22 protein-coding genes are annotated in these 21,625 nt (G+C 56.8%); 12 read left to right on the top strand and 10 right to left on the bottom strand.

Features of this window, described 5'->3' with window-relative positions; genetic code table 11:
- Nucleotides 1-12 precede the first annotated feature (12 nt).
- The 4 genes from hemJ (at nt 13) to IE061_RS16235 (ending at nt 3,035) form a co-directional block, all read left to right on the top strand.
- Entirely contained in the window at nt 13-444 is a 432-nt protein-coding gene (hemJ, locus tag IE061_RS16250) for a protoporphyrinogen oxidase HemJ (RefSeq protein ID WP_193462062.1), read from the top strand.
- Nucleotides 444-1,253: a bifunctional hydroxymethylpyrimidine kinase/phosphomethylpyrimidine kinase gene (thiD, locus tag IE061_RS16245; protein WP_193462061.1), complete on the top strand. Its 810-nt coding sequence runs from the start codon at nt 444-446 to the stop codon at nt 1,251-1,253. The genes hemJ and thiD overlap by 1 nt, the downstream gene beginning before the upstream one ends.
- Before the next feature lie 37 nt (nt 1,254-1,290).
- Complete coding sequence (gene hemL, locus IE061_RS16240) at nt 1,291-2,571, top strand: glutamate-1-semialdehyde 2,1-aminomutase (RefSeq protein ID WP_039179067.1); 1,281 nt, start codon at nt 1,291-1,293, stop codon at nt 2,569-2,571.
- 86 nt (nt 2,572-2,657) lie between these two features.
- A complete protein-coding gene (locus tag IE061_RS16235; protein ID WP_193462060.1) occupies nt 2,658-3,035 on the top strand; it encodes a hypothetical protein in 378 nt (125 codons plus the stop codon).
- Nucleotides 3,036-3,085: 50 nt separating this feature from the next.
- On the opposite strand, the gene IE061_RS16230 is transcribed toward IE061_RS16235, so the two are convergent.
- The 6 genes from IE061_RS16230 to IE061_RS16205 form a co-directional block, all read right to left on the bottom strand.
- Nucleotides 3,086-3,868 (bottom strand): curlin subunit CsgB, encoded by a 783-nt coding sequence (locus IE061_RS16230; protein WP_193462059.1) that lies wholly within the window; start codon nt 3,866-3,868, stop codon nt 3,086-3,088.
- 57 nt (nt 3,869-3,925) lie between these two features.
- Nucleotides 3,926-4,444 (bottom strand): hypothetical protein, encoded by a 519-nt coding sequence (locus tag IE061_RS16225; RefSeq protein ID WP_084123779.1) that lies wholly within the window; start codon nt 4,442-4,444, stop codon nt 3,926-3,928.
- Nucleotides 4,445-4,666: 222 nt separating this feature from the next.
- Nucleotides 4,667-5,497, bottom strand: a complete 831-nt coding sequence (locus tag IE061_RS16220; protein WP_039179075.1) for a CsgG/HfaB family protein — start codon at nt 5,495-5,497, stop codon at nt 4,667-4,669.
- 60 nt (nt 5,498-5,557) lie between these two features.
- Nucleotides 5,558-5,935 carry a curli assembly protein CsgF gene (locus IE061_RS16215; RefSeq protein WP_373294998.1) on the bottom strand — a complete coding sequence of 126 codons (378 nt, stop codon included), beginning with the start codon at nt 5,933-5,935 and terminating at the stop codon, nt 5,558-5,560.
- 41 nt (nt 5,936-5,976) lie between these two features.
- Nucleotides 5,977-6,492 carry a CsgE family curli-type amyloid fiber assembly protein gene (locus tag IE061_RS16210; RefSeq protein ID WP_193462058.1) on the bottom strand — a complete coding sequence of 172 codons (516 nt, stop codon included), beginning with the start codon at nt 6,490-6,492 and terminating at the stop codon, nt 5,977-5,979.
- 16 nt (nt 6,493-6,508) lie between these two features.
- Nucleotides 6,509-7,201 (bottom strand): LuxR C-terminal-related transcriptional regulator, encoded by a 693-nt coding sequence (locus tag IE061_RS16205; protein WP_039179084.1) that lies wholly within the window; start codon nt 7,199-7,201, stop codon nt 6,509-6,511.
- Between the two features lie 281 nt (nt 7,202-7,482).
- On the opposite strand from IE061_RS16205, the gene rdgB reads away from it, so the two are divergent.
- The 4 genes from rdgB (at nt 7,483) to IE061_RS16185 (ending at nt 10,891) form a co-directional block, all read left to right on the top strand.
- Entirely contained in the window at nt 7,483-8,091 is a 609-nt protein-coding gene (gene rdgB / locus IE061_RS16200; RefSeq protein ID WP_026001914.1) for an RdgB/HAM1 family non-canonical purine NTP pyrophosphatase, read from the top strand.
- Nucleotides 8,084-9,253 carry a radical SAM family heme chaperone HemW gene (hemW, locus tag IE061_RS16195; protein ID WP_193462057.1) on the top strand — a complete coding sequence of 390 codons (1,170 nt, stop codon included), beginning with the start codon at nt 8,084-8,086 and terminating at the stop codon, nt 9,251-9,253. Before rdgB ends, hemW begins: the two co-directional genes overlap by 8 nt.
- A gap of 44 nt (nt 9,254-9,297) precedes the next feature.
- Nucleotides 9,298-9,969: an OmpA family protein gene (locus IE061_RS16190; protein ID WP_039179089.1), complete on the top strand. Its 672-nt coding sequence runs from the start codon at nt 9,298-9,300 to the stop codon at nt 9,967-9,969.
- Nucleotides 9,970-10,045: 76 nt separating this feature from the next.
- Nucleotides 10,046-10,891, top strand: a complete 846-nt coding sequence (locus tag IE061_RS16185) for a 23S rRNA (adenine(2030)-N(6))-methyltransferase RlmJ (RefSeq protein WP_193462056.1) — start codon at nt 10,046-10,048, stop codon at nt 10,889-10,891.
- A gap of 17 nt (nt 10,892-10,908) precedes the next feature.
- Here IE061_RS16185 and mnmE read toward each other — a convergent pair whose 3' ends face one another.
- The 4 genes from mnmE to rpmH all read right to left on the bottom strand — a co-directional run bounded on the left by mnmE (nt 10,909) and on the right by rpmH (nt 14,753).
- Nucleotides 10,909-12,288, bottom strand: coding sequence for a tRNA uridine-5-carboxymethylaminomethyl(34) synthesis GTPase MnmE (gene mnmE, locus IE061_RS16180; protein ID WP_039179095.1), 1,380 nt, complete (start codon nt 12,286-12,288; stop codon nt 10,909-10,911).
- 117 nt (nt 12,289-12,405) lie between these two features.
- Entirely contained in the window at nt 12,406-14,088 is a 1,683-nt protein-coding gene (gene yidC, locus IE061_RS16175; RefSeq protein WP_193462055.1) for a membrane protein insertase YidC, read from the bottom strand.
- A gap of 115 nt (nt 14,089-14,203) precedes the next feature.
- On the bottom strand, nt 14,204-14,605 hold the full coding sequence (rnpA, locus tag IE061_RS16170; protein ID WP_144983942.1) for a ribonuclease P protein component: 402 nt from the start codon (nt 14,603-14,605) through the stop codon (nt 14,204-14,206).
- A gap of 13 nt (nt 14,606-14,618) precedes the next feature.
- Nucleotides 14,619-14,753, bottom strand: coding sequence for a 50S ribosomal protein L34 (gene rpmH / locus IE061_RS16165; protein ID WP_009723348.1), 135 nt, complete (start codon nt 14,751-14,753; stop codon nt 14,619-14,621).
- Nucleotides 14,754-15,286: 533 nt separating this feature from the next.
- On the opposite strand from rpmH, the gene dnaA reads away from it, so the two are divergent.
- The 4 genes from dnaA (at nt 15,287) to gyrB (ending at nt 21,581) form a co-directional block, all read left to right on the top strand.
- On the top strand, nt 15,287-16,756 hold the full coding sequence (dnaA, locus tag IE061_RS16160; protein WP_193462054.1) for a chromosomal replication initiator protein DnaA: 1,470 nt from the start codon (nt 15,287-15,289) through the stop codon (nt 16,754-16,756).
- Nucleotides 16,757-16,811: 55 nt separating this feature from the next.
- Complete coding sequence (dnaN, locus tag IE061_RS16155; protein WP_016915609.1) at nt 16,812-17,915, top strand: DNA polymerase III subunit beta; 1,104 nt, start codon at nt 16,812-16,814, stop codon at nt 17,913-17,915.
- 102 nt (nt 17,916-18,017) lie between these two features.
- On the top strand, nt 18,018-19,121 hold the full coding sequence (gene recF / locus IE061_RS16150; protein WP_193462053.1) for a DNA replication/repair protein RecF: 1,104 nt from the start codon (nt 18,018-18,020) through the stop codon (nt 19,119-19,121).
- 39 nt (nt 19,122-19,160) lie between these two features.
- Nucleotides 19,161-21,581 (top strand): DNA topoisomerase (ATP-hydrolyzing) subunit B, encoded by a 2,421-nt coding sequence (gene gyrB, locus IE061_RS16145; RefSeq protein WP_100731111.1) that lies wholly within the window; start codon nt 19,161-19,163, stop codon nt 21,579-21,581.
- Nucleotides 21,582-21,625 lie beyond the last annotated feature (44 nt).

Here is a 21,625-nt window from a genome sequence, read left to right as displayed (position 1 = left end):
TAAGGAGAGACCATGTACGAGTGGATAAAGGCCATTCACCTGATGGCCGTTATGACCTGGTTTGCTGCACTGTTCTATCTGCCACGGCTATACGTGTACCACGCGATGGCGCGCGACAAGGGGGATGTCCAGGCCATCGACTACTTCAAGACCATGGAGCGCAAGCTTTATCGCGGCATCATGACGCCCTCCATGATCGTCGTGCTGCTGTTTGGCGGCTGGCTGCTTTACCTGGTACCTGCCTGGTTCACTCAGGGCTGGATGCACGTGAAGCTGACGCTGGTGGTATTGCTGGTGGCCTATCACCACGTATGTCTGATCTATTTGAAGCAGTTGGCCCAGGATCGCTGCACCAAGAGCCACGTGTTCTTCCGCTGGTTCAATGAGGCCCCTGTCGTGGCCCTGATCGCCATCATTCTTCTGGCGGTAGTGAAACCCTTTTGATGCGCCAACCACTTCCTCCCGTTGTACTGGTATTGGCAGGCCATGACCCTACCGGCGGCGCTGGACTGGTCGCCGATAGCGAAGCCATCGCCGCGTGTGGTGGCTGGGCGGTGACCATTCCCACCGCCCTGACCGTGCAGAACTGCCATAATGTCACCACGGTATTGCCAGCCGATGCAGCTGCCATGCGGCAAATGGCAGAAGCGCTGGTCGACATGCAGATTGCCGCCATCAAGCTAGGCTTGCTGGCGGACGAAGCAACCTTGCGTGCGGCCGAGCAGATCGTGCGGCGTTTTCCGGGTGTACCAGTGGTGGCAGACCCCGTCTTGAAAGCGGGCGGCGGCACTGAGTTATCCACACCCCGTTTGCAGAAGCTTTATAGTGACCGTCTGCTTCCCCTTGTGGATATCCTGACGCCCAACCGTCATGAACTGATCGCGCTCACGCCTGAGATCGACGCACCGTTCGATGATACGGCCCGCGCTGTTTCGTTGTTATCGCGCGGGTGCCAGGCGGTACTGGTCACCGCCACGGATGAGCCTCTGCCCGGCAGCGGGCAGCAGGTGATCAACACACTGCATTCGCCCGATACCACTCGCCAGTGGCAGTGGCCCAGGCTGCCGGAAGTGTTTCACGGGTCCGGATGTACGCTGGCTTCCGCCCTGGCCGCTCGTTTAGCGGTAGGTGAGCGCTTACCTACGGCTTGCGAACAGGCACAGCACTTTACCTGGGAGAGTTTGTCACACGGCTATCAGCCGCCCAGCGGGCAGTGTTTGCCTCAACGTCTATCACGCCCTGCACGCTTTTGATTTTTATTGTCCGTCAGCTATTGCTATAGAGGATGCCATGACCACATCTGCAGAATTATTTGATCTGGCCAGTCGCCATATTCCCGGTGGCGTGAACTCGCCGGTGCGCGCCTTCAAAGGCTTGCATCGTCCCCCGGTGTTCATGGAGCGCGCCCAAGGGGCCTACCTGTTCGACGTCGAGGGCAATCGTTACATCGACTATATCGGTTCCTGGGGGCCGATGATTACCGGTCATGCCGACCAGGACGTGCTCGCCGCCGTACGGGCCCGGCTGGATAATGGGCTCTCCTTTGGCACGCCTACGGCAGTAGAGACCACCATGGCGGACCTGATCTGCGAGATGATTCCGTCCATGGAGATGGTCCGCATGACCAGTTCCGGTACCGAGGCGACCATGTCGGCCATCCGGCTGGCGCGGGGCACCACGGGAAGAGACAAGATCGTCAAGTTCGAAGGCAACTACCATGGCCACTCTGATTCGTTGCTGGTCAAGGCGGGCTCTGGCGCGCTGACCCACGGTGAGCCCAGCTCGCCCGGTGTGCCTGCCGCGCTTGCCGAGCACACCATCACGCTCTCTTATAATGACCCGGAAGGCGTGGAAGCGTGCTTTGCCGAGATCGGCGAGCAGATTGCCTGCATCATCGTCGAGCCGGTGGCGGGCAACATGAACTGTATCCCACCCCAGCCTGGTTTCCTGGAAACCCTGCGCCGTGTGTGCGACCAGTACGGTAGTTTGCTGATTTTCGACGAGGTGATGACCGGCTTCCGTGTGGCCCTGGGCGGGGCCCAGGCCTATTACGGCATCACGCCTGACCTCACCTGCCTGGGCAAGATCGTGGGCGGGGGCATGCCGGTCGGGGCGTTCGGCGGCAAGCGTGACATCATGCAGAACATCTCGCCGCTTGGCCCGGTGTATCAGGCAGGCACCTTGTCGGGTAACCCGCTGGCCATGGCCGCAGGCGTCGCGCTGCTCACCAAGCTGCAGGTGCCGGGTTTCCATGATGCTCTTACCCAGCGTGTGCAAACCCTGTGTAACGGCCTGCAGGAGCGTGCCAACGCCGCGCGGGTACCCATGTTGACCCAGTCGGCGGGGGGAATGTTCGGCGTTTTCTTCACCTCGCAATCTCGGGTCGATAATTTCGCTCAGGCCACGGCGTGCAACCCGGATGCTTTCCGCCGCTTCTTTGGTGCGATGCTAGACCATGGCGTCTATCTTGCACCGTCTGCCTACGAAGCGGGCTTCATGTCCAGCGCCCATACCCCAGAAGATATCCAGCTCACGCTGGATGCCGCCGAAAAAGCCTTTGCCGTCATGTAGTATTCAGTAACGGGGGGTATGTCGACTGCTACACTACAAGGGCCGCTCAACATGAGCGGCCCTTGTGGTTACCGAGGTAGCTCACCATGATACGACGGCCGGTTTATCACGCTTCACGCTTTTACGGCGCGCTATTCACCGCCGTTCTCACCCTTGGCTCGCCCTTGGCAGGGTTGGCCGCACAGGAGCAGGATATGACCCAGATCCACATCACCATGAGCGGCTCCCCTGGCGCAGAGTTCTCCGCCGAGTGGCGCATTACCCATGACGGCGAAACCGTCGAGCATCCGGAAACCCGTGGTACGGTTCCAGCAGAATTCACCTTCGAAGGCGATACGTTGGAAGCCACCGTCAAGCTGTTGAGCGATGACGAGCGGCTGGAAGTCGATATCGTCAAGGGCAGCAACCGTTCCCGCTCTTCGACTCAGGGCAAAGGTGGCACGCTGACGCTGATGGTGCGTTAAGGCATAAAAAAACCGCCCCCGAAGGGGCGGTAGCGAGCATTCGGTATTGCTTAGTGGCCTTGGCTGACCACGTTGTAGTTGCCACTGCCGTTGGTCACGATTTGCGAGAAGTGCTGGCCTGCTCCGTTAAAGGCACCACTTTGGTTGACGAAGTGGGTGTTGCCGTTACCATTGGTGCTGATGAAGGAGTCATGACCGTAGCCGGTTTGAGTGACGGCTGCGTAGTTGAAGCTACCATTGAGGATGATATCGCTGTCCAGCTCATCACCGGTTTGGGTAGTGTAAGTGCGGTTGAAGTTGCCGGATGCTTTCACGTAGCTATCGTTCAAATCACCGTCTTGCACCACATTGGACTCGTTAGCCCAACCTTCCTGCTGTACCCAAGAGTCGTTGAGCTGACCTTGCTGGTCCACGTTGGCCAGGTTGCCTTTGCCACTCTGTACGACGATGGAGTCGTTGGTGACGCCTTCCTGGGTAACGTAGGCAGTGTTCAACTGGCCGGACTGGGTAATCGTGGAGTAGTTGTTACCAGGCGCGGTGCTGGCAGTGCCGACGATTTCGTCTTGAGTGACGTTAGCACGGTTGAAGCTACCTTCCTGCTTGATGCGAGAATCTTGGGTGCCCCACTGGGTGACCGAGGTACGGTTCAAGTCACCGTTTTGCTCGATCTGGGAGTCGCTGCCTACGGCACTGCCGGCATACAGTGAACCAGCCATGCTATCGACCGCTGCGCGGGAGCCGTTGAACTGCCAGCTGGGAGCCGTTTGTGCCATGGCGGCAGCGCTCATGGTCAGTGCGATGGCAGCAGCGATAGTAGTGATTTGAGTTTTCATGGTTACATCCCCTTTATGATGGCTTGCTTCGTTGGTTACTGAGATAGCGGCAGCAACTCAGTAAGTTTCGACGGTGACTGGGCGCAGGGTGCTAGAGTAGGCTTGTTGCTCTACGCTGATGCTGCGGTAGCCACTCCCCGATTGTGAAACTTGGATATCGCTTTGATGACCCACTTGATTGATATAGGCTTCAAGCGATTGTTGGTTTCCAGCTTGGGTGAGATGTGCTTTGTGATGGTTGCCTTGTTGGAATACCACCCCGAAGTTATTTCCCCCACGTTGCTCCATGACGGCAATGTTTCTGTTGCCCAGCTGAGTGATTCGAGAAAAGTTGCCTCTCTGGTAACTCGCTGAGTAAGACTGTGAAACCATTGCCTGATTGTTATTGCCGACTTGCTCGATGATGCTGTAGTTGCCTTGCCTGGCAGTGTCTACCGAATTGAAATACTGTTCGATACGTTGGTCAGCGGCGTTGGCCGAGGCTGAAATCGATACCATCGCTGCCACCAGGCTTGAAGCGGCGATCTTCAGGAGTCGCGTCTTGTTACTGGTGTGAGATGCTGCGAAAGGTTTCATTTTCCATCCCTCTGAAACTTTTTGTATCGTTTTGTATTTCATGTGTTGAGTTTGATCGATTATTGGGTTGACGCCATAAGCAGTTTGAATAGTTACGAGAGGGTTTTTCTCATTATTTACTACCAAAAAAGTATGAGTTTCCTAATGCTGTGATGGCATAAAAAGACGCGGCCCTATCCAAAGATAGGGCCGCGTCTTTTTATGAACTAACGCCGTCATTGATTACAAAGCAGGTATTGGCGCATTCAGATAGTCTGCTAGTACGGTATTTTGCAGCGTCGTGCCGTTGGGCAAGTTCCATAGATTGTTTTCGACGCCACGTGCGATCAGGTGAATGACCGCAGATTCAATGGCTGACATGACGGCCAACTGAACGGGCTCGTTCGTGGTGATACCTGCCTCGGCTTCCAGAAGACGCCTGAAATCGATGAAACGGTAAACACCGGCACGCAACTCTTTGGAATAAATGGTTTTGGTCGTGGTCACGTTGGCCAGGATTTCACCCGTCGAGATCTCCACGGCGCGCAAATTCACGGTGACCTGGTCTACTTGATACTGTCCCGACGCACCAATACCGAAGTATTCAGCCCCAGCCCCCCCCGTACGGATGTTGGATTCATAGGCAATGATGCCGCCTTCCAGCATGACGGAAGCTGCTCTGAGAGAAGGCAAATTATCGGGTTGGCCAAAACGCTCGAACTCTGCGCGGATGATACGTCGCTCCGTCAACAGGTTTTGTAACCCTACCCGCTCCAGCGGTATGAACCATCCCGAATCAGCCAAAGCGCCGGTCAGCATGGCGGCAGCCCCCTGCGTCACCGCCGTTGAAAAGGTGCTGGCAGGTGCGGGACGGTACTGCCCGGTCTGATCACGAAAGTCATACACAGAAACGAAAATCTTGCCTGCGGGTGGCGGTAGCGATACCAGGTCCTGGTACGTGGCTCCTCTGGGGGTAAGTGTGGCCTGTGCTCCTTCCAGGTTTTCGGAGTTGGCCACCATTCCTGCGCAGCCACTCAAGAGGCTGACAAGGAGCATGGACGCGATGATTTTCATGTTGATCCCCTGACGACACTGTAAGTGATGGTGTTATGTGTTGTGTGTGCCGAAACGCTGCTAAGGGTTGAATAGCCCACCGACGCTGATGTTGGTCACGTCGCCAGTGACTTTATCCACCACTCTCACGATCAGTTGCCCCCCTTCATCGCGGACGACGACGCTAAACTCACCGCTATCGAAGGAGCCCTCTCCAATGTTGCCCGCCCCGACATCCGTGATCAGCTGAGAGATCAGCCGACTCTCCAGACTTTGGATGAGTCGCTCGGTGGAAGAGATCGGCTCGATACCGCGTGCGTTGGGATCGACGTTGGTATCCTGTGACTGGGCTTTGCCCAGCAGATAGGTGCCCATGAACGGGTCCCCTCCAAACGAAGGGTTCAATGGGCGATAGATCAATTCGCCTGCAACGCTCTCAAGAGTAACGACTCCCAACATGACAGCCGTAGCGAAAGCGCAGGCTTTGCGGTGAGTGTTCATCAGTTCAACTCCTCTCTACCCAGGTCTTTATCGGATGTGATGGCGGCGGTAAGCTGCTGTTGAAGCAGCGCTTCTTCCACGATATTTACAGCTTCTCCGGCAACACGGTCCGCTTCGTTGATTCGGGGAGAGAGCTGTGTTCTGAAATACATGCGGTTGCCTTCCATGACCCAGATCTGGCTTCCCCACCGAGCATCTGGGCGCTCTTGAATGGTCAGGGTGGCGTTGCCGATGATCAGGTTATCCATCGCCCGCTGACTGAAGGCGCGATAGAACGTTTTTCCGGCCATGGTGATCGTTCGGTCTACCATGATGCCGGTCAGCTCACTGCCCCTGTTCACTCGGCCTTGAACTTCCGGGCCGTCTGGGCTCGACAGCTGATTGATGGCCTCTATCTCTGCTTGCTCATTGACGGGCAAGGTGCTGGCGGGGTCTGCAGGTTCATTGGCGTGACTGTAAATCCCTGATCCTGAGCTCAGCAGTACCGTCATGATCAAGTAATGGCGAAGGTTCATGGCGTTTACCCTGTACCTAGCGATGCCGTTGCAGGCTTCGCGCGGCCTCCATGTTGGGGAGGATGGGGCCCAGGTTCTGGTGGATCCAGTTGAGCGCCTGAATACGATTGTGTACGTTGATTTTTCTGAAGATATTGTAAAGATGTGACTTCACCGTGTGCTCACTGACAAACAGCTTGTCGGCGATTTGCTGGTTGGACGACCCATTGCTCAGCAGTGAAATGATTTCCATCTCTCGATTGGTCAGGCCACAAGCCGGGCGAAAGGCGTTGCTCTGATACTTGCGGTAAAAAAGGATAAGCCGCGCCATCAAGTCGCGTGACATCCACAACTCCCCCTCCAGCAATGAGAGGATGCCTTTGCAGATCACTTCCAGGCTTTCGTCCCGGTAAAAAACGCCTTTCAAATGAGCGCAGGAGAGTGCTTCCAAGGCGTGATCCATATCTCGCACATTGAAGGCTGCCAGCGGTGATTTCGCGAGCGAATCCGACAGTTTGTCCTGCCATTCTGGCAGTGCATCGACGCCGATATGGTCGCTGTCGATGAGGATCAACAGTCGATCGGTGATCGTGGCAGGCAGTTGAGCAGCAGGTGAGTGAACGCTCACACTACAACCTGTGTGCTCATGCAGGTAATCAGCAAATAGCTGTGCTTGAGGGCTTTTTTCGGTGACGATGTACACCAAGCCGGGGGTCTTTTGCTGGGACATTGGGGGAGCCTCATTCAAGGAGAACATCAGCAGGCGACCCTAACAGTGTTGCCTATAAGATACTTTTCGTAAAGAAATGTTATCAAAATAATGAGTAAAGTAATTTACATATTGTTATTCTTTTTTTATCTAAAAGCCAAGTTGTTGATTTATATTTTATAAATGAGTCATCTTCGAACGATTGGGCGGTAACCATAAAAATACGCTGGGTACACATTCCATGTGCTTTAGCTGTGTTTCTGTTCAGCGTAAACTGAGGCTCCCTGTTTGGAGGTTTCGATATGTCGACGGGTACGACGCTTGTCCTGGCCAGTGGAAACGCAGGAAAACTTAAAGAGTTCAATCAGTTACTTGCCCCGCTTGGGCTCGATGTAAGAGCACAGGCAGAGTTTGGCGTGCAAGACGTGGAAGAAACCGGACTGACCTTCGTTGAGAATGCGCTGTTAAAAGCTCGTGAAGCCAGCCGAGTCAGCGGGTTACCTGCCCTGGCAGACGATTCGGGGCTGGAGGTGGATGCACTGCAAGGAGCACCAGGTATCTACTCTGCGCGTTATGCCGGTGAGCCGAAGAGTGACGAACGCAACAATCAGAAACTGCTGGCGGCGCTTGCCGACTGTGCGGAAGGCCAGCGCAGTGGCCGCTACTGGTGTGTGCTGGTCTATTTGCGTCATGCCGAAGACCCTGTCCCCGTCATCGTACAGCGCAGCTGGGAAGGCGAAATTCTGGCGCATCCCCGTGGGGATGGTGGGTTTGGTTACGATCCTCTGTTCTGGTTACCGGATCAAGGCATGAGCGTGGCTGAGCTGGCGTCAGAGTCCAAGAACCGGTTGAGCCACCGCGGGCGTGCGCTGCACGATCTCGTGGATATCCTGAAGGTGGCGCATGGCTGAGGCACTGCCGCCCCTGTCGCTTTACATCCACACCCCGTGGTGTGTTCGCAAGTGCCCTTATTGCGATTTCAACTCTCACGAGCCAGGCGCCCAGGGGCTCCCTGAAGAGGCGTTTCTGGCTGCGCTATTGGCTGATCTGGAGCACGATCTTCCTCTGGCAGCCGAACGCCCTCTGCAAACGATCTTCATTGGCGGCGGGACGCCTAGCCTGCTCTCGCCGGACTTCTATCAGCGGCTGTTTCAGGGTATTCAGCAGCGTTTGGCGTTTGCACCGACCATCGAGATCACTCTGGAAGCCAATCCAGGTACGACCGAACAGCAGCGTTTTGTAGGTTACCGAGAGGCGGGTATCAACCGGCTGTCGCTGGGGGTACAGAGTTTTCGTCCGGCGCAGCTAGAGGCCCTGGGGCGCATCCATAGTGGGCAAGAGGCATTGACGGCCGTGGGGCAGGCCAGGTCGGCGGGCTTCGATAATATCAACATCGACTTGATGCATGGGCTTCCCCAGCAAACGCCTGAACAGGCCATGGAAGACATCGACCAGGCCTTGGCATTGGCGCCGGAACACCTCTCCTGGTACCAATTGACCCTGGAACCCAATACGGCTTTCTTCTCACATCCTCCTCCGTTACCGGAAGAGGAAGCGCTGTGGGACATTCAGGAAGCGGGGCATGTGCGCCTTGAACGGGCAGGGCTGCAGCGTTATGAAATATCGGCCTATGCGCGCCTCGGCTCACAAAGCCAGCACAATCTGAACTATTGGCGCTTCGGCGACTATCTGGGCATTGGAGCGGGTGCCCACGGCAAGTTGACGTGTATCGACGAGAGTGGCCAATGGCAGATCGAACGCCGCTGGAAAACCCGCCAGCCTCAGTCTTATTTGAGGCGTCTCGACGATCCACGTGGTTTCGTGGCCGGCAAACAGCCGATCGAAGCCGATGAGCTGCCGCTGGAATTTGCCATGAATGCGCTGCGATTGACGGAAGGGGCAAGCCTGAAAACATGGCAAGCGCATACGGGTCAGCCTGTCGAACTGTTACTTGACCGTTTACAAATCGCTCACGAAAAAGGACTTTTGGTGGAAATGCCCGAAAAGCTGCGTGCTTCTCCTCAAGGTCTATTATTCTTGAACGAACTGCTGGCACTGATCAGTGATGAGTGAGCAGTGATAACAAAGGCAAAACCTAATCGTAAAAGGAGTGAGTGATGCGTATGTTCCGACTACTGACCCCGTTGGCGGCGGCTATTCTGGTGGCGGGCTGTGCCACCACCGACCCTTATGGTGGTCAAACACAACGCTCCAGTACAGCGGTGGGTACGGGCATTGGGGCAGCCATTGGTGCCGCAGCGGGTGCCTTGTCTGGTGATGGAAGCACTAGCCGTCGTGACCGAGCGTTGATCGGGGCAGCGGTTGGCGCCGCCGCCGGTGCTGGCGTCGGGGCCTACATGGACCGCCAGGAGCAGCAGCTGCGTGAAAACCTGCAGGGGTCTCGTATCGAGATCGACCGTCGCGGCGACGACATCGTCTTGAACATGCCCAGCAGCGTGACCTTTGGTTTCGACTCTGCTGACCTGACCAGCGACGCACGCAGTGCACTCAATGAAGTCGCCAATGTGTTGACCCAGTACACGGATACCCGCGTCAACATTGCTGGCCACACCGACAGCACGGGCAACGCGGATTATAACCAGCGGCTTTCCGAGCGCCGTGCCGAATCGGTAGGTCGTTACCTGGGGCAGAATGGCGTTTCCTCCATGCGTCTGAACACCTTGGGTTACGGTGCGACTCGGCCGGTTGCCAGCAATGACTCCGAACAGGGGCGTGCACAAAACCGTCGTGTCGAAATCACGCTGACGCCGACAGGCAATGGCCAATAAGCCGTAAAAACTCTGCATTGCTCTAGAACGCCCGCTATGCTCACATAGCGGGCGTTCTGTTTATATAGGCATCCTCATGCTGTCATACCAACACGCCTACCATGCCGGTAACTTCGCCGATGTTCAGAAGCATCTGACGCTCTATGCCGTCATTGATCATCTGTTACGTAAAAAATCAGCAATTACATATGTAGATACCCATGCGGGCAGAGGCTTCTATCCACTGGCTACCGAAGAGACACAGCGGCTGCTGGAGTACCGTGAGGGCGTTTTACCGCTTTGGCAACATCGCCAGCAGTTGGCAGATCCGCTGCTTGGCGCCTGGCTCGAGGCCGTGGCCAGTGCCCAGCCAGACGCTGATACACTGGCCTGCTATCCGGGTTCTCCCTGGTGGCTCGCCCAGCGTCTGCGCTCAGAGGATCGGCTGACACTGTTCGAACTGCATCCTGGTGAGCACGAACATCTCGCCAGTCAGTCGCTGCCCAAGCGGGCGACGCGTATCTTCGGCGATGGGTTGGTCGGCCTGCGCCATCAGGTACCGGCATCGACCCCCAGGGTGTGTGTGTTGATGGATCCCAGCTACGAGCGCAAGATCGAGTATCACGAAGTGGTGGAGAGCACGGCCTACGTGCTTGAGAAAGCCAGGCATGCCGTGGTGATGATCTGGTATCCGTTATTACCTGCCGAACACCATCAAGCGCTGCTGGCAGGCCTGCGTGACAGCGGAATTCGCAAAATCTGGCAAAGCGAACTGCTGCTACGTGCCCCTGAAGCGGGTGCCCGCGGCATGTATGGAAGCGGTATGCTGGTCATCAACCCCCCCTGGGGGCTGGATGAGCGTCTGATCAACGCCATGTCACAGATCACACCGACGCTGGGCGAGCACAGCCGCTTCCGTACGTCCTGGTTGGTCCCGGAGTAAAGTTACAGTAGTCGAGTCTACTTGCCGATACAGAAGCTGCCAAAGATCTCTCCAAGCAGGTCGTCGGCGCTGAACTCTCCGGTAATCTCTCCCAGTGCCTGCTGGGCATCGCGCAGATCTTCGGCCAGCAGCTCTCCTGCACCGTAGCCTTCCAGCTGAGCGCGCCCTGCTTCCAGTGCGGCCATGGCACGGTCCAGGGCATCCAGATGGCGGCGGCGCGCCGAGAAACGACCTTCGGTAGTGGCGGAAAAGCCCATCACCTCTTTCAAGTGGGCTTTCAAGTTATCCACACCTGCCCCCGTTTTGGCCGAGAGCCTGACGATGGGAGTGCCTGTGGGTAACTCAGATGCTTCGAGCCCTGGCGCTTCGGCGCTGCTGTCGATCTTGTTGCGCACCAGGGTCAATCGCTGCTGGTCCGGCAGGCGGGCCACGAACTCGGGCCAGATGGCCATGGGGTCCGTTGCCTGGGTAAGCGAGGCATCGACCAGCAGCAGTACGCGATCGGCTTTCTCGATCTCTTCCCAAGCCCGGGCAACGCCAATTTTTTCTACCGCGTCCGGCGTATCGCGCAGGCCAGCGGTGTCGATAATATGCAGTGGCATGCCGTCCAGGTGGATGTATTCACGCAGCACGTCGCGGGTGGTGCCCGCAATGTCCGTGACGATGGCCGTGTCCTGCTCGGTCAGCGCATTGAGCAGGCTGGACTTGCCCGCATTGGGGCGCCCTGCAATCACCACGCTCATGCCTTCACGCAGCAAGGCGCCTTGGCCTGCGGCCTGGCGCACACGCACCAGTGCCTGCTGCACCTGCTCAAGATGCGTTGCCACGTGGCCATCGGCAAGAAAGTCGATCTCTTCTTCGGGGAAGTCGATGGCGGCCTCAACATAGACACGCAGCTCGATCAACTGCTGAACCAGCCCAGAAACGCGCTGTGAAAACTCGCCTTGCAGCGAGCGAAGGGCATTTTCGGCAGCCGAGCGTGAGCTGGCATCGATCAGGTCGGCAATCGCCTCGGCCTGGGCCAGGTCCAGCTTGTCATTCAAGAACGCGCGTTCGGAGAATTCGCCAGGCCGAGCCAGGCGGGCGCCCAGGGCGAGGCAGCGCTCCAGCAGCATATCCATGATCACGGGGCCACCGTGCCCCTGCAGCTCCAGCACGTCCTCCCCGGTAAAGGAGTTAGGCCCGGCAAACAGCAGCGCAATGCCTTCGTCGATAATGCCTTGAGCACCGTTGAAGGGGCCGTAATAGGCATGACGCGGGGGAGGGCATTGCCCCAGTATGGCCTGAGCGATATGGCGGCTTTCCGGGCCAGATACGCGGATGATGCCAACGCCGCCGCGCCCAGGGGGGGTGGCCAGGGCGGTAATCGTGTCTTGGGTATAGAGTCGTTCAGCCATAACGCGTCCTGGAGATCCAAAAAGAAAGTGTATCGTGTATGCAGCAGAAGAAAAGGGCAGGCCTGAAACGCCAGACCCCCGCTTTAGCGGGGGTCTGGTGAAGAACGGGATGAGAGGCTACTTGGTGCGCATCCCTTTGCCCACGTTGGGGTCTTTCTCGATATTGCGGGTAATCACGTACTGCTGGGCTACCGAGATGATGTTGTTCACCACCCAGTAGATGACCAGACCCGCCGGGAACCACAGGAAGAAGAACGTGAAGATAATGGGCAGCATCTTCATGATCTTGGCCTGCATGGGGTCCGGAGGCGTCGGGTTGAGCAACTGCTGAACGTACATCGATACACCCATCAGGATGGGCAGAATGAAGTACGGATCTTTCACCGACAGATCCTGGATCCACAGCATGAACGGCGCATGGCGAAGTTCAACGGATTCCAGCAGCATCCAGTACAGCGCGATGAAGACCGGCATCTGGATGAGGATCGGCAAGCAGCCACCCAGCGGGTTGATCTTCTCTTTCTGGTAGAACTTCATCATCTCTTGAGACATTTTCTGGCGGTCATCGCCATAAAGCTCTTTGAGACGCTGCATCTCCGGCCCGAGCTTGCGCATCCGAGCCATGGACTTGTAGGCCTTGGCTGAAAGCGGGAATAGCGCGAGCTTAACCAGCACGGTCAGCAGAACGATAGACCAGCCCCAGTTGCCGACTACGTCATGAATCTTGTCGAGCAGCCAGAACAGCGGATTGGCAATGAACCACAGCCAGCCGTAGTCCACGGTCAGACGCAGATTCGGTGCCACCTGCTCCAGGTACTCCTGGACCTTGGGCCCCATGTAGAGGGTAGCCCCCAGAGTGGCTTCGCCTTCGGCGGCCACGCTGGTCACCGGCCCTGCAAAGGCGGCAACGTTGCGGTTGCTGGAGTCGGTGGTCGCGTAATACAGGTTCTGCTGATTCTGAGCAGGTGCCCAGGCAGAGACGAAATAGTGCTGAATGATGGCTACCCAGCCACCTTGGGCCTCACGGTTCTCGAACCGACCGCGCTGGATATCATCGAAATCGACTTTTTCGTAGCGGGTATCGGGTGACGAGTAGGCTGCGCCCAGATAAGAGCTCATGCCCATGGCGACGCCACTGGAGGGGTCCGGGCTGTTATCGCGAGCCAGTTGGCCAATGAAACGGGCACTGACAGGTTCATCAGTGTTGTTGGCCAGGTAATAGCTGACATTGACCGCATAGCTGCCGCGCTCGAAGGTCAGGCGCTTGATCACGTCAACGCCGTTGACTTCTGCCGTCAGGTCGACGGTGAGCTCTTGCTCGTCGTTGCCCAGGCGGTATTCGGTGTTTTCAGGTGTAAACGTGATGCGACTTGCCTGGCCATCCAGCTGCAGGCCAGAGCGTGCTACGTAGCTGCGCGTGGCGTTATCCGACAGCAACACGTAGTTGCGTTCAGAGTCCAGCGTCAGCTTGTGCTGTGGCAGAGCGGCATACACGATATCCCCACCAAAGGGGTCGATGCGTACGTCCAGCACATCGGTAGTGACGGCGATGAAGTCACGACTGGCGGTCGAACTTGGCGAGTCGCTCATTCCTTCATCGATGGCGGCCTGAGGTGCGGAAGTACTGGGAACGGAAAGATCGTTGCTGCCGCCTTCACTCGCCGGTGCCCCATTGCTTGTCTGGGTCATTTCGGGAGTGGAGTCGTAGCTGGTCTGCCCGTAATCCTGATTCCACTGTACAACCAGTAGGTAGGCAAGCACTGCCAGTGGAATCAGTAATAAAAGTCGTTTTACGTCCATGAGGGTTCTGCCCGATGGGTGGTGAACATGCTAATGGCGCAGTGTCATTTGCTCGGCCCATGACACACGAAAGCCTGCCAAGCGGCAGGCCGAGGTCGAGCGGCGAGGTGTGTCGTCAAGTGTCACGTGTCAGGCCATGTGATGGCGGAGATGTCGATACCGCCGGAACCTCGCGCTGAAGTCGTTTCCACATGCCATGCAATTGGCGAGTCAGCGTCTCGTTGTCGATCTCCTGAACGCCCCGCTTGGCCATGATCACGATATCCACAGCGGGCAAGCGATCCTGACGAAGGCGAACGGATTCTCTAACCAGGCGCTTGAAGCGGTTACGTTCCACAGCAAGCTTCACATTTTTCTTGCTGACTATCAGGCCAATGCGGGGGTGCCCCAGAGTATTCAAGCGCGCTAGCGCCATCATGCCCTTGCCATGGACTTTCAAGTCGGCTTGTTCGAACACGTGACTGAAATCCCCAGCGTTCAGCAATCGCAAGCACCGGGGAAAGCCTTGAGGCGACACACGCAATCCGAGATCAGGCGCTCAGACGCTTGCGGCCTTTGGCACGGCGGCGTGCGATGACGGCACGGCCGTTCTTGGTTGCCATACGAGCACGGAAGCCATGCGCGCGCTTGCGCTTGAGAACGCTGGGTTGAAAAGTGCGTTTCATAACTCGTTATTCCCACGTGGTTTAGGACGGAAATTGAATTCCAGATGACCCGGTCCAGTGAGGAACCAGCCGGGGAGTTTCAATTCAAGACCGGAAATTGTAGAGACTTCCTGGCCCCGGTGCAATTTTTCCTTGCATGAAAAGCGTGAAAAGGGCAATGGCAGCCCACGATGCCCTGTCAGTCTGACGAACGTCGATGACACTACTATTACTAATAGGTTTATTTAAACCTGTTGTTATTAATAGTGGGGATACTAATTGTGGATAACTCATTTATCCCTATCTTTATCAAAACCTTAAAATGATAAAAAATCTGTGGGTAACTGGCTGTGAAGTAGCGTAAAAGCTGTGATTTATGTGTGATTAACGCAGCACAACTCAGCAATTTGCGGTTTTGTACCCATGCCGTCCGCTGTTTTTCCTAAGCTCTCATGGTCATTTGTCCACAGGCGGAAAAGAGCCCCGAGTGCGTGTGGATAACCGTTTCGTTGGGCGCTACAATGGTCGGCCGTTTTCAACCGATGGTGAGATGAGTGTCACTCGCGCTTTGGCAACAGTGCCTGGACTACCTGCAGGACGAACTGAATTCGCAACAGTTCAATACCTGGATACGTCCACTGCAGGCAGAAGAAGGAGAGTCCAACGAGCTTCGCTTGTTGGCGCCGAACCGCTTTGTGCGCGATTGGGTGAGCGATAAATACGCGAAGCGAATCAGTGAACTGATGCGCGAGCTTGCTCCTTCCAAACCTCCCAAGGTCAGCTTGACCGTGGGTAGTCGTCGCACCTCGGCACCTGCGCCACAGCCTAGAGAGCTGGGTAATCCCGTCTCCGCATCGCCTGCTCAGGCGCCTGCTCCCGCCGTCCATACTCCGCCCCGCGGTGAAGTGGGCGATGACCGTGAAATCGAGCAGTTGCGCGAAGAGCCGGGCGCCGGCCGACGCGGCAACGAGCGCCAGGTACAGGTAGAAGGTAGCCTGAAGCACAGCAGCGGCCTGAATCCCAACTTCACCTTTGATACCTTCGTGGAAGGTAAATCGAACCAGTTGGCGCGTGCGGCCTCTCGGCAGGTATCCGAAAATCCGGGTGGGGCCTATAACCCGCTGTTCCTCTACGGCGGGGTAGGCCTGGGTAAAACCCACTTGATGCATGCCGTGGGCAATGCCCTGGCAGGTAGGCGGGAAAACGCCCGAGTGGTGTATCTGCACTCCGAGCGCTTCGTGGCGGATATGGTGAAGGCGCTTCAGCTCAACGCCATCAATGACTTCAAGCGTTTTTATCGCAGTGTCGACGCCTTGTTGATCGATGATATTCAATTCTTTGCTGGCAAGGAGCGCTCCCAGGAGGAGTTTTTCCATACCTTCAACGCCCTGTTGGAAGGTGGCCAGCAGATGATCCTGACCTCGGATCGCTACCCCAAAGAGATCAGTGGCGTCGAAGAACGTTTGAAGTCGCGGTTCGGTTGGGGCTTGACGGTAGCCATCGAGCCGCCTGAGCTGGAGACGCGGGTCGCGATCCTGATGAAGAAAGCCGACCAGGCCAAGGTCGAGTTACCGCATGATGCAGCCTTCTTCATCGCTCAGAAAATACGTTCCAACGTGCGGGAGCTGGAAGGTGCGCTCAAAAAGGTCATTGCCGACTCCCACTTCATGGGCAAGCCGATCACCCAGGACTTCATCCGTGAGTCGTTGAAAGACCTGTTGGCCCTTCAAGACAAGCAGGTGGGGGTGGATAATATTCAGCGCACGGTGGCTGAGTATTACAAGATCAAGGTGGCGGACCTGCTCTCCAAGCGACGCTCTCGTTCGGTGGCGCGCCCTCGGCAGGTGGCCATGGCGCTGGCCAAGGAGTTGACCAATCACAGCCTGCCGGAAATTGGTGATGCCTTTGGTGGGCGAGACCATACGACGGTATTGCACGCTTGTCGTAAAGTGAAGGCGTTGCAGGAAGAGAGCGCAGATATTCGCGAGGACTACAAGAACCTCCTGCGCCTGCTGACCAGTTAACCCATTATGTCGGCCTGCTGCGGTGGGCCTTTCAGGATAGAAAACCGGAGTTTCGATGAAATTTACCATTTCCCGAGAGGCGCTGCTTCGCCCGCTGACTCTGGTGGCGGGGGTCGTAGAACGGCGCCAAACGCTGCCTGTGCTGTCGAACGTCTTGATCCAGGTCGAAGGTGATCAGGTAGCGCTGACCGGTACCGACCTGGAAGTCGAATTGGTGGGGCGCACGGTGGCCAGCCAGGTGGACCAGCCAGGCGCAGCAACGGTACCTGCGCGCAAGCTGATGGATATCTGCAAGTCATTGCCGGATCAATCGGATATTCAACTGGCTGTGGAGGACGGGCGCGCCGTATTACGTAGTGGTCGTTCGCGCTTTACACTTTCTACACTTCCGGTTGCCGAGTTTCCCAACATCGAAGATGCGGATGGTAGCCAGGAGCTGAGCGTACCGCGCGGTACGTTGAAGCACTTGATCGAGTCGACATCCTTCGCCATGGCCCAGCAGGACGTGCGCTACTACCTGAATGGCATGCTGCTGGAGATTCAGAGCAACCTGCTGCGCACGGTGGCCACCGATGGGCATCGGCTGGCCATGTGCTCACGTCCGGTAGAAGTGGCCGTCAGCCAAGCGCAGAAACTGATCGTGCCGCGCAAGGGTATTCTGGAGCTGTCTCGCTTGCTTGACGACAGTGACGAGCCCGTAAGCCTGACGCTGGGTGCGACCCATGTGCGTGCTCACACGGGCGACTTTACGTTCACGTCCAAGCTGATTGACGGCAAATTCCCGGACTACGAGCGTGTCGTGCCGCGCAATGGCGACAAGGTGCTGATTGCCGAGCGCGCGGAGTTGCGTCAGGTGCTGTCGCGGACCGCCATCCTCTCCAACGAGAAGTACCGTGGCGTACGTCTCTATCTGGAAGAGGGCAACCTCAAGGTCATGGCCAACAACCCGGAACAGGAAGAGGCCGAGGAGAACGTCGCTGTCGAATACAATGGCAGTGCCATGGAAGTCGGCTTCAACGTTGGCTATCTGGTAGACGTGCTTTCCGTGTTGGATGAAGACCGCGTTCAAATGACGTTGGCCGACCCCAACAGCAGTGCGCTTTTGGAAGAGCCAGGTGGCGGTGATGCGCTGTACGTCGTCATGCCCATGCGTCTATAAACGGCAGCAGGACGTTATCTATGACGGCGCTTCTGGCTTCAGAAGCGCCGTTTTCACGTGTGCTGGACGGCAATCAATGGTCTTGAAGAGTGACATCGACGCATGAGCATCAAGGAGCTTACTTTCCACGGCCTGCGTAACCTGGCCCCCACCACCTTGCAGCCATCGCCGCGCATCAATGTGCTGCACGGCGATAATGGCAGTGGCAAGACCAGCGTTCTGGAAGGTATTCATGTGCTGGGTATGGGGCGCTCCTTTCGAACCCGTCAGCTCAAGCATGCCATACAGACGGAAGCCCCATATATGACCCTGTATGGTCGTTTGGCGGGTGACCCTGAGGTTACCCTGGGGGTCAGGCGGTTACGCACTCAGCGCGAGCTGGAGCTGCGTTTGAGGGGGGAGAAGGGGGTGCGCTTGGCCGAACTCGTGGAGGCGATGCCCCTGCAGCTCATCAATCCCGATGCCTTCAGGTTGCTGGAGGGCTCTCCTGCCGGGCGTAGAGAGTTTCTCGACTGGGGTGTGTTTCACGTGAAACATCATTTCCTGGATGCCTGGCGAAGAACGCGCCGAGCAGTGAAACATCGGAATGCCCTTCTCAGGCGTGGTAGAATGGTGGCCAGTGAGCTGGTTGTTTGGGAGCAAGAGCTTGCACAGTGGGGCGAAGAGATGGATCGGCTTCGCCTTGAGTGGTTTAGCCAGTTCTTGCCCATGTTCGAAGAAACGCTGCATAAATTGCTGCCACTACCTGGCCTGACGCTGCGCTATGCCCGAGGGTGGGATAAGCAGCGCTCTCTGGCAGAAGTGCTCAGGGATAGCCGAGAGACGGATCAGCAGATGGGGTTTACCCAGCAGGGCCCTCAGAGAGCAGATTTACGTATTCGATTGAACAAGCAGCCAGCCGTCGAGGTGCTTTCCAGAGGCCAGCAGAAATTGGTCGTCAGTGCGCTGAAGCTGGCTCAGGGGCGGCTTCTGGAAAGTACCACGCAGCGGCACTGTATCTATCTGATTGATGATTTACCTGCGGAGCTGGATGACAGGCACCGCCATCAATTTTGCCATTTACTGGAAGAAATGCAGTGTCAGGCTTTTATTACCAGCGTTGAAGCCACGGCTCTAAGGAATAGTTGGCAAGCCAGTACGGACATAAAAATGTTTCACGTGAAACATTCCCCGGCTGGATGGAGTCAATTGGAGACGGATGGCTAAACGACACGGAACGAGACAGACTTCACGACGGAGTGGTCAATGAGCGAGCAGGCTTACGATTCATCAAGCATCAAGGTGCTCAAAGGACTGGACGCAGTACGCAAGCGTCCGGGCATGTACATCGGTGATACCGACGATGGCACCGGGCTGCACCACATGGTTTTCGAGCTGGTGGATAACTCCATCGATGAAGCTCTGGCAGGCCACTGCAGTGAAATTCGCGTCGTCATCCACCCGGATGAATCGATCACCGTGAGTGATAACGGCCGCGGTATTCCGACTGAACTGCATGAAGGCGAAGGCGTTTCGGCAGCTGAGGTCATCATGACCGTGCTGCACGCAGGCGGCAAGTTCGATGACAACTCCTACAAGGTGTCTGGCGGGCTGCACGGGGTAGGTGTCTCGGTGGTTAACGCGCTTTCAGAAGAGCTGCGCCTCACTATCTGGCGGCAAGGCGAAGTATTCGAGCAGATCTATCACCACGGCGTGCCGCAGGCTCCGCTTGGTGTGGTGGGCAAAACTGAAAAAAGCGGTACACGTGTACATTTTCGTCCGTCTCCTGCCACGTTCGCCAATATCGAGTTTCACTACGATATTCTGGCCAAGCGGCTACGTGAACTCTCCTTCCTGAACTCCGGCGTTGCAATCCGCCTGATGGATGAGCGTAGTGGCAAGGAGGAGCTTTTCCATTACGAGGGCGGCTTGAAAGCCTTTGTTGATCACCTCAACAAGAACAAGACCGTTCTCAACCCGGTTTTCCACTTCAATGCGGAGCGGGAAGATGGGGTGGAAGTCGAAGTGGCCATGCAGTGGAGTGATGCGTTTACAGAAAACATCTTCTGCTACACCAACAACATTCCCCAACGGGATGGTGGTACTCACCTGGCAGGGTTTCGGGCAGCGCTCACGCGGACATTGAACCATTACATCGAAGCTGAAAATCTGCTCAAGAAATCGAAGGTCAATACCTCCGGTGATGACGCTCGTGAAGGTTTGACGGCCATCATTTCGGTGAAGGTACCGGACCCTAAATTCTCCTCGCAGACCAAGGACAAGCTGGTTTCTTCCGAAGTGAAAACGGCGGTAGAGCAGGAGATGGGTCGCCTGTTCGCAGACTACCTGATCGAAAAGCCCAATGAAGCCAAGTCGATCGTCAACAAGATGATCGACGCGGCGCGAGCCCGTGAAGCTGCCCGCAAAGCGCGTGACATGACGCGTCGTAAGGGGGCTCTGGACATTGCTGGCTTGCCCGGCAAGCTGGCTGATTGTCAGGAGAAAGACCCCAGCCAGTCAGAACTTTACCTGGTGGAGGGTGACTCGGCCGGCGGCAGTGCCAAGCAGGGTCGTGACCGTCGTACCCAGGCCATCCTGCCATTGAAGGGCAAGATTCTAAACGTCGAGAAGGCACGCTTCGACAAGATGCTCTCTTCCGCCGAGGTAGGCACGCTGATCACGGCATTGGGATGCGGTATCGGCCGCGAAGAGTTCAACCCTGACAAGCTGCGCTACCACTCGGTCATCATCATGACGGACGCCGACGTGGATGGTTCGCATATTCGTACGCTGCTGCTGACGTTCTTCTTCCGCCAGATGCCCGAGCTGATCGAGCGGGGCCATATCTTTATCGCGCAGCCACCGTTGTACAAGATCAAGCGTGGCAAGCAGGAGCTCTACCTGAAAGACGAGCAGGCCATGGTGGACTACCTGACCACGACGGCACTGGATGGTGCAGGGCTCCATGTGAATGCCGATGCACCGGGCATCGCAGGCTCGCAGCTCGAGGCCCTGGTGAATCAGTACCGCAATGTCATGAAGCGGATTGATCGCCTGGCACGTGTTTACCCCATTGAGGTATTGAAGCAGGCAGTACATGCCACTGCACTGCAAGGGGAAGCCAGCCTCAAAGATCGCGGTACCATGCAGAACTGGATTGCCGAGCTTCAGAAAGCCATGGATGACAAAGTGGCGTATGAGGGCGGCCCGCGTTATCAGTTCCATCTTCAGGAAGACACCGAGCGTGGCCTGCACCTTCCCGCAGTGTCACTGATTGCTCATGGCGTGACGACCGATTATGTGTGGGGGCTGGATTTCTTCGAGAGTGCCGACTATCGCGCGATTTCAGGGCTTGGGCAAACGCTTAACGGGTTGTTGGAAGAGGGCGCCTATATTGCCCGTGGCGAGCGTCAAAAGCCGGTTAGTCACTTCTCTGATGTGCTGGCCTGGTTGATGCACGAGGGCCAGCGTGGCCTGTCAGTGCAGCGCTATAAAGGGCTGGGTGAAATGAACCCGGATCAGCTCTGGGAAACCACTATGGACCCTGATAGTCGCCGCATGCTGCGCGTGACCATTGAAGACGCCGTTGCCGCCGATATGATGTTCAACACCTTGATGGGCGATGAAGTAGAGCCACGCCGTGACTTTATCGAAACCAACGCTCTGGTGGCGAATCTCGACGTATAGCGCTGTACTCCATTAGCTAGCGGTCGTTAATGAAAGATGTTTCA

This window comes from Vreelandella hamiltonii (assembly GCF_014651795.1).
Taxonomy (GTDB): Bacteria; Pseudomonadota; Gammaproteobacteria; order Pseudomonadales; family Halomonadaceae; genus Vreelandella; species Vreelandella hamiltonii.
This window is presented reverse-complemented; position numbering and strand designations above follow the sequence as displayed.

Excerpts from the sequence above, each read along its gene's own strand:
- hemJ (WP_193462062.1), top strand. The coding sequence starts at position 13 with ATGTACGAGTGGATAAAGGCCATTCACCTGATGGCCGTTATGACCTGG.
- thiD (WP_193462061.1), top strand. The coding sequence starts at position 444 with ATGCGCCAACCACTTCCTCCCGTTGTACTGGTATTGGCAGGCCATGAC.
- hemL (WP_039179067.1), top strand. The coding sequence starts at position 1,291 with ATGACCACATCTGCAGAATTATTTGATCTGGCCAGTCGCCATATTCCC.
- IE061_RS16235 (WP_193462060.1), top strand. The coding sequence starts at position 2,658 with ATGATACGACGGCCGGTTTATCACGCTTCACGCTTTTACGGCGCGCTA.
- IE061_RS16230 (WP_193462059.1), bottom strand. The coding sequence starts at position 3,868 with ATGAAAACTCAAATCACTACTATCGCTGCTGCCATCGCACTGACCATG.
- IE061_RS16225 (WP_084123779.1), bottom strand. The coding sequence starts at position 4,444 with ATGAAACCTTTCGCAGCATCTCACACCAGTAACAAGACGCGACTCCTG.
- IE061_RS16220 (WP_039179075.1), bottom strand. The coding sequence starts at position 5,497 with ATGAAAATCATCGCGTCCATGCTCCTTGTCAGCCTCTTGAGTGGCTGC.
- IE061_RS16215 (WP_373294998.1), bottom strand. The coding sequence starts at position 5,935 with ATGTTGGGAGTCGTTACTCTTGAGAGCGTTGCAGGCGAATTGATCTAT.
- IE061_RS16210 (WP_193462058.1), bottom strand. The coding sequence starts at position 6,492 with ATGAACCTTCGCCATTACTTGATCATGACGGTACTGCTGAGCTCAGGA.
- IE061_RS16205 (WP_039179084.1), bottom strand. The coding sequence starts at position 7,201 with ATGTCCCAGCAAAAGACCCCCGGCTTGGTGTACATCGTCACCGAAAAA.
- rdgB (WP_026001914.1), top strand. The coding sequence starts at position 7,483 with ATGTCGACGGGTACGACGCTTGTCCTGGCCAGTGGAAACGCAGGAAAA.
- hemW (WP_193462057.1), top strand. The coding sequence starts at position 8,084 with ATGGCTGAGGCACTGCCGCCCCTGTCGCTTTACATCCACACCCCGTGG.
- IE061_RS16190 (WP_039179089.1), top strand. The coding sequence starts at position 9,298 with ATGCGTATGTTCCGACTACTGACCCCGTTGGCGGCGGCTATTCTGGTG.
- IE061_RS16185 (WP_193462056.1), top strand. The coding sequence starts at position 10,046 with ATGCTGTCATACCAACACGCCTACCATGCCGGTAACTTCGCCGATGTT.
- mnmE (WP_039179095.1), bottom strand. The coding sequence starts at position 12,288 with ATGGCTGAACGACTCTATACCCAAGACACGATTACCGCCCTGGCCACC.
- yidC (WP_193462055.1), bottom strand. The coding sequence starts at position 14,088 with ATGGACGTAAAACGACTTTTATTACTGATTCCACTGGCAGTGCTTGCC.
- rpmH (WP_009723348.1), bottom strand. The coding sequence starts at position 14,753 with ATGAAACGCACTTTTCAACCCAGCGTTCTCAAGCGCAAGCGCGCGCAT.
- dnaN (WP_016915609.1), top strand. The coding sequence starts at position 16,812 with ATGAAATTTACCATTTCCCGAGAGGCGCTGCTTCGCCCGCTGACTCTG.
- recF (WP_193462053.1), top strand. The coding sequence starts at position 18,018 with ATGAGCATCAAGGAGCTTACTTTCCACGGCCTGCGTAACCTGGCCCCC.
- gyrB (WP_100731111.1), top strand. The coding sequence starts at position 19,161 with ATGAGCGAGCAGGCTTACGATTCATCAAGCATCAAGGTGCTCAAAGGA.